The sequence below is a fragment of the Mucilaginibacter sp. GW821-FHT07G05 genome (assembly GCF_059418565.1).
Map to the genome: position 1 here is coordinate 85,357 of NZ_JBWKQC010000009.1, position 12,426 is coordinate 97,782.

Below are 12,426 nucleotides of genomic sequence, written 5' to 3' on the forward strand. Positions count from 1 at the left end.
CAACAAGTTCGCTATGCCCGCCTTTGCGCTCATTGGCCACCAAAGTTCTGCCCGTTTTCGCCCGAAGCTGTTCGCTGACGAGGAGGACAACTCGTTTAAATGACGCGGTTTTTAGAAACCATCCTGCGAAATAGTTTTTAAACCATTTCTGACCATATGCAAATATATCATCTCATTATTTGTGCGTAATTTTACCGCCAATGAGCTACAATAGTTTACAAGCCTGCGTTACCGACCTTGAAAAGAATGGTCATTTAATAAGAATAAAAGAAGAAGTTGACCCTTATCTGCAAATGGCAGCCATACACCTAAGAGTGTTTGAAAATGAAGGGCCTGCAATTTTATTCGAAAACGTTAAGGGCAGTAAATTCCCGGCGGTATCTAACCTGTTCGGTACGCTTGAGCGCTCAAAATTCATCTTCAGGGATAGCTTGGATAAAGTTAAAACCCTGGTCGATATTAAATCAGACCCTATCAGGGCAATCAAAAATCCGTTAAAATACGCTAACGTAGCGCTTACAGCATTATCGGCTTTGCCGATGCGTGTGGGTAACAAAGCGCCAATCAGTTTTGGTCGTACACAAATAAGCGAATTGCCCCAAATTGTTAACTGGCCTATGGATGGCGGCCCGTTTGTTACCATGCCGCAGGTATACACCGAAGATGCCGATAAACCCGGTATTATGAATGCTAACCTGGGTATGTACCGTATTCAGTTGGGCGGTAACGAGTATATTCAAAATCAGGAGATTGGTTTACACTATCAATTACATCGTGGTATAGGTGTGCACCAAACCAAGGCCAACGCGAAAGGTCAACCATTAAAGGTGAGCATATTTGTTGGCGGTCCGCCATCGCACCCGGTTGCCGCGGTAATGCCATTGCCCGAAGGTCTATCCGAAATGACCTTTGCCGGTGCTTTGGGCGGCAAGAGGTTTCGTTATTTTTACGATCAAGAAGGTTTCTGTATCTCTGCCGATGCCGATTTTGTGATCACCGGAACCGTAATGCCGCACGACAATAAACCCGAAGGACCTTTTGGTGATCACCTCGGCTATTACAGTCTTACCCACCCGTTCCCGCTGATGAAAGTGCATAATGTGTACCATCGTAAAAACGCGATATGGTCGTTCACGGTGGTTGGTCGCCCACCGCAGGAGGATACCAGTTTTGGGGCACTTATTCACGAAATAGCAGGTTCGGCATTGCCCCAGGAAATTCCGGGATTAAAAGCCGTTAACGCGGTTGACGCGGCAGGGGTGCACCCTTTACTTTTCGCTATCGGCAGCGAACGTTATACACCATACCTGAAAGAGCGCAAACCGCAGGAAATCCTGACCATTGCTAATCACATCCTTGGTAAAAATCAGTTGAGTTTAGCCAAGTTCCTGTTCATAGCAGCGCATGAGGATGACCCTAAACTGGATATACATGATATCGGCGCTTTCCTGAAACATATTTTGCAGCGGATCGATCTTACCCGCGATCTGCACTTTTATACCAAGACAACTATAGATACGCTTGACTACAGCGGCAATGGGTTAAACTCGGGCAGTAAGGTAGCGGTAACCGTTGCGGGTGAAATTAAACGCGAACTATGGAACGAATTGCCTGCCGGATTCAGCCTACCAAGGCCGATAGCTAATTACAAAGTGGCCATGCCGGGTGTACTGGCGATTGAGATCCCCAAGAATATCAAAGGCAGCGACATTGAAATAGTGCTGGAAATACTGGAAGAAGAACTGGCGAATAAAAACATGGAAGGCCTGCCACTAATAATAATGTGCGATGATGCCGATTTTGTAGCGCAAAGTATCAACAACCTGGTTTGGGTAACCTTTACCCGCAGCAACCCGTCGCACGATATATATGGCATCAATAGCTTTACCGAGCATAAACACTGGGGTTGCAAGGGCCCAATGATCATTGATGCCCGCATTAAACCACACCATGCACCCATACTTGAAAAAGACCCGGCAACAGAAAAACTGGTGGATAAGATGGGTGAAAAGGGCGGTGCTTTGTATGGGATTATTTAGGTAAGTGAGTGATGTAGGTAAGTAGTAAGTAGTGAGTAAGTAGTGAGTGAGTGAGTGAGTGAGTGAGTGAGTGAGTGAGTGAGTGAGTGAGTGAGTGAGTGAGTGAGTGAGTGAGTGAGTCGCGACTTATGCTTTGCTAAACTCGCGGCGGCGGGGGATAGGTTTGTTTGTCTTCGTATTTTTTTGTATTATTAGCCTCCTAACAATCACAGCATGGATCATAAAATTCAATTTTATACGTATTACGGTCAGTTTTACATTAGTGATAAAATATCATTCGGTGACACAAGTAGTGATAATTTTTGGACAGAGACTGCGTTTAACGACCGCCTGGCACTGGAAGAGGGGATATTGGGTGTAGGAATAGATGTTTATCCGCAGATAAGTTGCGAGATACACTTACTTGAAGCGGCAACTGAAATGGGTCTTTCGCAATACAGACATGTAGTTGAGGGTGGGTTAAATGTGCCTTCAGGTGTATTACAAATATTAGAGTGTCCATCTTCAAATATAGAATTAGAAATAAAAATCAACCCGGGTATATACCGCGCAAGGGTCTATTCATTAGGACTTGAAGACGAAACCGTTGACGAGGATGATGCCGTTGATCTTTATAAAATTGAAATATGGCCCGATAACTATATTGAACGAGTGGTGTTGAAACATTCTGATCAATAAGAAGTCTCCTTTATAATTCATAGTCGCAGCTGTCATGCTTAGGTACGAAGCATCTAATTGCCCACCTATATAGTGAAAAAATTTATTCGCCATACTGAGAATGATAGTTAGTTATCATAAACAACAAAGCCTGAATAGTTTAACTATTCAGGCTTTGTAATATTTAGCGAATGAGTTTTACACACCCAAATCCTGCATTATCGCATTGATCTTGGCATCCAGTTGCTCATCGGTTGCTTTGTAGGCTTCTTTGCTTTCCAGCTTGCCGTTTACGCTGCAATAGAATTTTATCTTTGGTTCAGTACCCGACGGACGGGCAGAAATGATGCTGCCATCTTCGGTAATGAATTGCAATACATCCGACTTAGGCAATTCAATAGCCTTAGTGGTATTGCTGTTCAAATCAGTTTCTATGCTCTTCTCGTAATCTTTCAGCGCGATAACTTTTGAGCCGCCCAGGGTAGCAGGAGGGTTGTTCCTGAATTTTTCCATCATGGCTACAATTTCCTCGGCACCGGTTTTACCTTTTTTGGTGATGGAGATCAGTTTTTCTTTAAAGAAACCGTACTCGATATAGGTATCCAATAAGGCTTCAAACAAGCTGCTGCCTTTATCTTTATAGAAGGCCGTCATTTCAGAAATGAACGCGCTCGATACCACCGCGTCTTTATCACGAACCAGTTCGCCAATCAGGTAACCATAGCTTTCTTCGCCGCCACCAATAAAGGTTTGTTTGCCTTCAAATTTGGTCATTAGCTCGCCAATATATTTAAAGCCGGTTAAGGTGTTATAGTAGGTTACATTTTTAGCTTCGGCAATGCGCTCTATCAGGTTTGAGGTTACAATGGTTTTAACAATGTACTCGTTACCGGTAAGTTTGCCACTTTCCTGCCATGCGGTAAGCAGGTAGTTGATGAGCATGCTGCCGGTTTGGTTACCGTTAAGCAATACAAACTCGTTATCGGTATTTTTAACTGCAATACCCACACGGTCGGCATCAGGGTCGGTAGCCAGCACAAGGTCGGCATCCACTTCCTGCGCTTTTTTAAGGGCAAGGGTAAGGGCTTCTTTTTCTTCAGGATTAGGGTATACTACCGTTGGGAAGTTACCATCCGGTGTAGCCTGTTCTTCAACAACTATCACATTTTCAAAACCGAAAAGCTCCAATGCTTTAGGCACTAAAGTGATACCGGTACCGTGGATAGGCGAGTAAACGATCTTCAGGTCTTTCTGGCGTTTGATAGCATCAGGAGATACCGATAGTTTAACGATCTTTTCAAGATATGAATTATCAATATCAGCGCCTATCAGCTCTACGTTCTCGGCAATGCGGTCAAACTTAATATCGTCAACACTGCTTACTGCCGCTACTTCTTTCATTACCGCCTCGTCTTCCGGGAAAACGAACTGGCCGCCATCGGCACCATAAGCTTTGTAGCCGTTGTATTCTTTAGGATTGTGCGACGCGGTAAGCATTACACCACTTTTGCAACCCAGTTCGCGTATAGCGTATGATAGTTCGGGAGTAGGCCTCAACGCCTCGAAAAAGTAAACATGGATACCATTGGCCGAAAATACATCGGCGGTTACGCCTGAAAACAGATCGGAGTTGTTACGGCTATCATGTGCTATGGCAACTTTTATCTGCTCGTTAGGGTAGCTTTTTTTAAGGTGATTGCTTAGGCCCTGGGTAGCAGCGCCAATGGTGTATTTATTAATACGGTTTGAACCCGGACCCATGATACCACGCAAGCCGCCGGTACCAAATTCAAGATCGCGGTAAAACGAATCGGTTAACTCTGTGTAAGCCTTATCATCAAGCAATTTCTGTATTTGTTGCTTCACTTCAGCATCGTAGTTGCCTTCAAGCCATGTATTTACTTTCTGAAGAACGGATGGATCTAATTCCTGCATTGGTAACTATTTTTAGTTTAGATATTGAACTTGTATTACAACAAATATGTCAATAAAATGTGAGGATACATTTTACATTATCATATTTTGTTGATTTTTTAATAAAGCCATAATAATGCAATAGGCTAAAAGCTTACTGCATTATTATTATCTTAAAATAGTGACGTAACCGGTGAGTTTTGGTCCGCCTGATCGCGGATCTATTACATAGTAATAAGTGGCGGCAGGCAGGCCTTTTCCGCTAAAGGTACCATCCCATGGGGTAGGGTAACCAATAGAGTGAAATACCGGCTGACCGTAACGATTGAATATATCTACTATAGCATCTTCATAAGCTATCAACCCGCGTATTTGCCATACATCATTTATACCATCGCCGTTAGGGGTAAAGGTATTTGGTATGGTAATGTCAGGTGATACTTTTACGCTAAGTACATCGGTATTTGTACAACCACGACTATCGGTTATCAGCAAAGTATAGGCACGGTCGCCGGTGCCGGTGAGTATTGGGTTTTTGACGGTATTATCACTCAGGCCAATATTAGGTGTCCACAGGTAAGTGACATTTTCATCGCTTACTGTTGGGTTAAGGGTAATGGTTTTACCCTCCAATACATAACGTACCCCGCCCGCGTTAACGCTTGGTGGCGGTGTGAATTTGATAACGGTTTCATCTGATGCATAGAAGCATGTACCCGGGTTGCTCGCCGTTAATTTGATACCTATTGATGCGCCGCTTTTTCTGTCGGCTTCGGTTGGCAGGTAAACAGCATTGAGGTCATTAGCCGATGGGCTGAATGTTCCGGTTCCATTAGTAGTACTCCATGTAAAGCTGGTGCCGGTAAAGTCTGTGCCGGGTTTGCCATGTAACTGAACAGTGGTAGCTTCTATACAAGTTTCAATATCAGTACCTGCATCAGATGCCGGCCTTAACCCGAAAGTAAATTCAACATCATCGGTAGCTTTGGCGCAATCATCTGCACTGGTTGAAGTAAGGGTTAGTATCACTTTACCGGTAGTTTTATCTTGTGCCGATGGTATGTATTTAGCGTTAAGTATGTTGGCTGCAGGTGAGAAGGTGCCGGTTCCGTTAGTGCTCCATACACCGGTAGTGGTACCACCTTCCATTGTTCCGTTAAGCTGTATCTCATTATCAGTCGGGCATATCAGCGCGTCGTTTCCGGCATGCGGCGCAGGCGGTTCGTTTACTACAACCTCTTCTGTTTCATAAACCTGGCTTACGCAACCATTGCTAGTAACTGTAAGAAAGTATTTACCCGCGTTTGCACCCGTAACGTTTTTTATAACAGGGTTTTGTTCTGCCGAAATAAAGCCATTAGGGCCGGTCCACGAATAAGTAACACCGGTACGCAGAACACGAGCATTTAACTTAAGCTCGCTACCCATACAAACCGGGGTAAGGGCATGTGGATCAGGATTGCCTGGTAATGGGTTTACAGTAACCCGATATTGTATAGTTTTACCGGTACACCCAAAAGCAATCGGCGTGATATCGTATATTACAGTAATTGCTGAACCGGTATTATTAATGAGTATTTCATCAATGCGGTTGGTTGTACCTGTAGCCGCCGCGTTGTCAATACCTGAAACAGCCCCTCTCGACCAGCTGAACGTTGCTGATGGTACATTGGATGTAATGTCGTAGCCCAATGCATTGCCGCTGCATGCCGTTCCGGTAGTCGCGCTTGTTACCCTTACATCGGGGTTAACCGTCATGCGGATAGTTGATGGCCCGCCTTCGCAATTAGCGGTGGCATAGGTGAGGGTATAAGTTACTTCAATAGGCGCGTCAGAAGTGTTCGACAAGAACTCGCCGATATTCTTACTGTGCTGGCCCGATATGGCAGGGTTATCAATACCCGGTACAGCCTCACGCGCCCAGCTGAATACGGTAGGTGTATTAAACTCTATCTGGTAGCCGGCTTGTACTTCATTACAAAGCGTACGGGTAGGCTCGCTGATTAACGTTGGAGTTGGGTATACGGTCATCGTATACTCGAATGGCACTGCCGAGCACGAATTATCAGTTGATACAATGGTATAAACCACATCAACCGCAGCGGCGCTGGTATTGATCAGCAATTCATCAATAGTGTTTGATGTTTGATCAATAACCGGGGCATTGCTGATGCCGGGTACCTGGGCACGGCTCCATTTAAATGTTGCAGTAGGTACTACCGAAGTAATGGTATAAGGCAATGATTTGCCGCTGCACACTACCGCTTCGCTCGCGCTGGTGATGGTTGGTACGGCTGTAACACGCGCATCTACTCTGCTTCTTTCGCTGGTACAACCGTTAACAGTGGTTTGTACATAATAGGTATCATTAGCATTAAAGTTAGTTACAACAAGGGTAGCATCTAATGATATAGGTACGCCACCAACCGGTGCGTTATACCATTTATAGCTGGTTGGCGAGCCCGTAGCCGTAATTTCCAGCTGACCGCCCTTACATATTGTTACTACTGCCGGTACAACAGGTTTGGCAACGGCCGTTTTAACGGTAACGGTTACTTCTGTGCGTTCACCGGTAATGCTGCCAATGGAAGTTTGTACATAATACTTGGTAGTGGCTGTTAAGTTAGGTGTGATAAATTCAGCACCTTCCTGAAGCGGAGTTGTACCATCAATAGTGCTGAACCACCGGTATACGCCGCCCGGCCCGGTTGCCTTCAATATAGTTGATGTATTATAGCAAATCTCTCCCGGATCTTGTACCGTAGGTTTAGGCGGAATAGGGTTAATACGGATCACCACCTGGTCGGCATTAGGGCCGCATGGCCCCGGAGGATCGTTGGATGTTAAAGTAAGCGTAGCCACAGTTTCACCTGGAGCCGGGGTGTAATTTGTTGTTTTGCCGGTAGGGTTACTGAAAACACCCAGGCCTCCGCTCCATCTTTGTCCGGATGAGTTACTTACTGTTCCGCTTAAGCGAACAATATCTCCGGGCTTAACTATTTGATCGGGTCCGGCATTTACATCCACCACACCATTAATAGTTACAGGTTGAGTAAAAGTTTTGGTAGAGCCATCGCTAAGTGTAACGGTATTTGTTACCTGGTAGGTGCCCGGTGTACTTGCCCGCAGGTCTATCTGGCCGGTAGTAACGTTCACAAATACGAGCCCACCCGGTGTAGCCGAAAATACACCCGGACCGGTGCCGAGGTTAAAAACCGGGGTAGGGTTAGACTGATTTTGGCAATATGGGCCATTGTAGGCAAACTCCGGTTTGGGGTTAGTATTAATAAGTATAGGTGCACTGTAGCTACCCGGGCATGGCCCCTGATAGGTGTAAGTGATAATGTATGAGCCCGGTGTAGTAGCGCTTATATCGATCTTACCTGTGGTGTTATCAACAAATACTAAACCTGCCGGTGCCGAAGTGAATATACCCGGTGCCGGATTTATCTTAACAGGAGTAGGATCGGGGCTGGTAGAATCATACGTTCCTGATGAGTAAAGGAATCCGGTATTATATTCTGGATTAACATTAACCCTTACTGCCAGCCTTTCACTTGTACAACTGCTCGAGTTATTTTGCGCGTAAAAGGTAGAATTTCGTTGCAGGTTACCTGTACGGAAGGTATTGCCCGTGTGTAATGGTGAGCCGCCTGTAGGGCTATCATACCAGGTAATGGTTCCGCCATCAGGTGAGTTAGCTTGCAGGTCGGCAGGGTTATTATAACATACCAGCGTACCCGATGATGATGAGGTTGGCAATTGCGGCGTAGGGTTAACCGTTACTGTAACCGCCTTACGCGGACCGGTACAACCATCAACCGTGGCTTGCACATAGTAAGTTGTAGTAGCGTTTAAAGCCGGTGTATTGTAGCTTGCATTTGTTGATAGGGAGTTGCCGCCGGTAGGGGCATCAAACCACTCAAAAGCCGCGTCATCAACACCCGATGCGATGAGTCTTGTTCCGTTGCCTGAGCATACCGTGGCGTTATTTGCTGTAGGCGTACCTACGGCCGGCAATACGGTTACACGTACCGCTACACGCCTGCTTACGCAGCCGTTAACGGTGGTTTGTACATAGTATGTTGTAGTAGCTGTTAAAGGCTGCGGCGTGGTAAATACATCGCCGCGGGCAATAGGGGTAGTCGCGGTTGATGAAGTGAACCACTCGTAGCTACCACCCGGATTGGTGGCGGTTAAGGTAGCCGGTGTGCCATTACACACCAACGGTACAGTTACCGAAGGATTATCGGGGGTGTTGTTTACCGTAATTTTTATTTCGGCCCTGTCGCTGCCGCACTGGCCGTTGCTGGCCTGTACAAAGTAACTGGTGCTGCGCCTTAATGCGGGTGTGGTATAGCTACCATCGGCATTTGATGTAAGCGCACGCCCTATAGCGTCATACCACTGGTAATTACCTGGTCCGGCTACTAAGGTTTTTACTTCGCCCTGGCAAACGGTAATGGTTTGGTCGGCAGGTTTTACAGGTACCGGTATAACGGTTACCGTTACCGGCACACGGTCGCTTTTGCAATCGCCAACGGTGGTTTCTACCCAAAAGGTAGTGTTGGCGGTTAATATCTTTGTCGAGTAATCTAAACTCGAAATTATAGGTACGGTACTGTTACGAGTTTCGTACCATTTTACTACGCCATCCGCGGTAGCATGTAACTCTGCGCCGCTGCCCGCGCATATAGTTTTAGTGCCGGTAATTACAGGCGGTGTTAGTTGCGGTAATACCCTGGCCGTAACCTGTCTTGGGCTGCGGCAACCGTTAACCATTGCTATTAAATAAAAGGTTTGGTTTTGGGTTAAAGCCGGTGTTGTAAAAGTAGTGGTGGTTGATAGCGGAGTTCCTGTTCCGGCTGCATTGTCATACCATGCGTAAGAATCTGCCCCGGCATTGGCCTCAAAGGTAACACTACCACCCGCGCATACCGGCGAATTGCTGTTAACAACAGGCGGGGTAATAATTCTTACCTGTACGCTTGAGCGTACGCTTGGGCAACCGGTAAGGGTTACTTGTACCCAATATGTTTTATTTTCGGTAACGGCATCAATGGTAAATGTTTTGCCGGTATGTAAAAGAGTACCGCCATCTTGTGCGTCAAACCACTCAAAAACGCCTCCCGCCGGGCCTGTAGCAGTTAAGGTTGTTGATGACCCGGGACAAATTAAACCCGGATTATTTACCCCCGGGCGGTCTGGCTGTGTTAGTGTTGTAGTGGTAACTGCTTTGCTGGTTATAGGCGGGCAGCCCGGGCTATTTATGGTAACTGTGAATGTACCTGCCCTGTTTACATCAATATAAGGCGTAGTTTCGCCGGTGCTCCAGGCATAGGCATAGTTGCCTCCTCCTGTAACATTGGCGGTTAACCTAACAGGGCTACCGGCACAAATGGCGGTTACCGGCGCGTCGATTTTTACGCTGGTAGCACATTGGCTATACCCCGTTAGTGATAGAAATAGAAAGAAAAATACGAGTAGAAGGTTCTTCATAAACCGATATCTGTTTTGCGTCTGCTATAAATTAAATTGATCAATGAAGCCTTACTTCGATCCATAGTTTTTCGCCTGCTTAACCGCAAAAAATTATTTTTTGATGTTTGGTGTGGCAGGCAAACATTTGTAATAATGCCAGTTATACGCAGTCAAAATTGAAATGTTTAATTATTTAGAAAAGATTTATCACACATAATTGCAATAACCGGGTTTAAGCACCATGGCTGCCGTTATTTGTTATTTGATAAATACTAAGGATACAATAAGTTAACAGTGCTTATTTTAGCATTGCCACAGGCATTGCTAAAGCGTATTGTATTTGGGGTACGAGCATACCCGCTTAGGGAAAGTAATTGGTTTAAGGCCGGATCAGGCATCTTTTTAACCTGCTTACAAGCTACAGGTCTGCGGCTATAAGCTGGTGTGAAATATGTTGACTGTTTTCGCTGATATAAAGTTCAAACGACCGGGTTTGTTTTCGCCAATCGCTGATTTTATAAATTAAATTATTGCTGACTTTAAACCGGAACGCTTTTACTGTTTTTCGATAATTTATATCGTTACAAGCGTGAAGAAGATATCCCTTGCTGCACTATTTATATAATTGCCGTAATCACGAATAAAACGGCATTAAACAAAATCTTTTTTCTCCGCGCATATGTAAAAACCTGCCGGACTTTAGCCTGAAATTTTTATGTTTCCTGCTGTTGTTATAAAGTCAAGGTCTTATAAGCGTCAAACCACTTTTAAGGCTAATACTTATAAGCCACTAAGATAATACATAAAAGGCATAATACTTTATGGAAAGGGTTTTATAAGTATACTACTTTTGGGAATATCAATATTAATCGCCTTTGTTTTAAAATGTTAGGGAGAGGAGGAGTCTTTGTGCCTTTTTTTCGAATCGATAAACGTTTTAGGTTACAAATATTTAAACTAACAATAATATATGAAAATACCGGTGTTACTTTAAGTATTGTTTTATATTGCATGGTCAAAACTGACTTATCATTAAATGAGCACTCCAATTACTCCAACTGTTACAAACCACGCTTTCGAAAATAAGCAGCAATCAATTAATCCTGTCAGAGTATTGTTTATTCCTAACCCGATGCCGTCGCACATTATTCCTTTAATCGCGCTGGCAAATAAATTAAACAAGGATAACTTTGAAACGGCCTTCCTGTTACCAAAGGCTTTCCACGCTTATGTAAGGGCCTTTAAGTTTAATGTGCTTGATATTGACAAAAAAGCAGAGGACAGAACCACGCCGGAAATGATTGCCTTTTCTAAGTTTAAACCCAATGTGGTGGTTGACGACCTGAGTTATACCACGGCTTTCTCTACCCGTTTCGGTCAAATTCCGCGGATCTCGGTAGTGAGGAGGGGCGTTATTCCTTATGAAGTTAATACACCGGGTTATAAACACAGTTCAAAGGCCATACAATTTTTAGAGTCTATCGAAAAATTAAACCTGCCAAGCTTAGGCATGTGGACCCCGAAAAGCATAGCCGACCTGTTTATCGGTGATGTCAATATCATTCCTTCTTCTGCCTCCATTGAAGAATTACCCGATCAGCTTAAGCAAGATGCCTCTTATGTGTACTCAGGCGCGTTAACCCTGGCAGACGATGCCCTGATGGGAGGCCTCACTTTATTAGGCGCCCAATATGAAGATAACAGGGCTAAGGTAGAAGCCTTTGTTAATGCTCATGCAGACAGGCCAATTGTATATTTCACACACGGACTAACCGAACCAACGGAGATCACCAATAAGGCGCAGTTTATCATCAAGTCATTATTAAATAAAGGCGTTGCAGTAATCACCAACTTTGAGGATAACAGCGGTATCAGCGAGGAGCAGAGAAAGCTCATCTTTGCAGCGCCTGTTTTACCAATGCAATTCATTTGCTCCCATGTTAACCTGATGATACACCACTGCGGCAGCGGAACTTATAACTACCAGGTTCTACACGAGGTACCTGCCATTATTTTGGGCAGCAGGTGTTACGATCGCGATGATGTGGCGAAGCAACTGGATAAAAAGAATGCGGCGGTGTTTATTTCAGCAGACCTAAGCGACGACCTGTGGTATGCAAAATTCGAAAAAGCGGCAGAAAGTCTTCTAAACCCTGGTTCCGAAGAGTATCAAACCCAAAAGAGTGCCCTGGCCTTGTTAAACTCCGAAATGAGACAGAGTAGTACTGATTTTGATTTTGGTGATGTTATCACAAAGCTTTTGAGTAAACCGAAAAGTAAAGCCTCTGCTGTTTAAACTAATAATAAATAAAATCAACAACAATAAACGCCTGAT

General features: G+C 44.7%; 5 protein-coding genes. 3 read left to right on the forward strand and 2 right to left on the reverse strand.

Features of this window, described 5'->3' with window-relative positions; translation table 11 throughout:
- Positions 1–200: 200 nt before the first annotated feature.
- Positions 201–2,039 carry a UbiD family decarboxylase gene (locus AC07NA_RS20640; RefSeq protein ID WP_494899385.1) on the forward strand — a complete coding sequence of 613 codons (1,839 nt, stop codon included), beginning with the start codon at positions 201–203 and terminating at the stop codon, positions 2,037–2,039.
- Positions 2,040–2,252: 213 nt separating this feature from the next.
- Positions 2,253–2,717 carry a hypothetical protein gene (locus AC07NA_RS20645; RefSeq protein ID WP_494899387.1) on the forward strand — a complete coding sequence of 155 codons (465 nt, stop codon included), beginning with the start codon at positions 2,253–2,255 and terminating at the stop codon, positions 2,715–2,717.
- Between the two features lie 177 nt (positions 2,718–2,894).
- Here the strand turns inward: AC07NA_RS20645 and AC07NA_RS20650 are convergent, their stop codons facing one another.
- Both AC07NA_RS20650 and AC07NA_RS20655 read right to left on the reverse strand, forming a co-directional pair.
- On the reverse strand, positions 2,895–4,631 hold the full coding sequence (locus tag AC07NA_RS20650; protein WP_494899388.1) for a phospho-sugar mutase: 1,737 nt from the start codon (positions 4,629–4,631) through the stop codon (positions 2,895–2,897).
- A gap of 147 nt (positions 4,632–4,778) precedes the next feature.
- Positions 4,779–10,109, reverse strand: coding sequence for an Ig-like domain-containing protein (locus AC07NA_RS20655; RefSeq protein ID WP_494899389.1), 5,331 nt, complete (start codon positions 10,107–10,109; stop codon positions 4,779–4,781).
- Between the two features lie 1,018 nt (positions 10,110–11,127).
- Between AC07NA_RS20655 and AC07NA_RS20660 the strand changes: the two genes are divergently transcribed.
- Positions 11,128–12,387: a glycosyltransferase gene (locus tag AC07NA_RS20660; protein WP_494899390.1), complete on the forward strand. Its 1,260-nt coding sequence runs from the start codon at positions 11,128–11,130 to the stop codon at positions 12,385–12,387.
- Positions 12,388–12,426 lie beyond the last annotated feature (39 nt).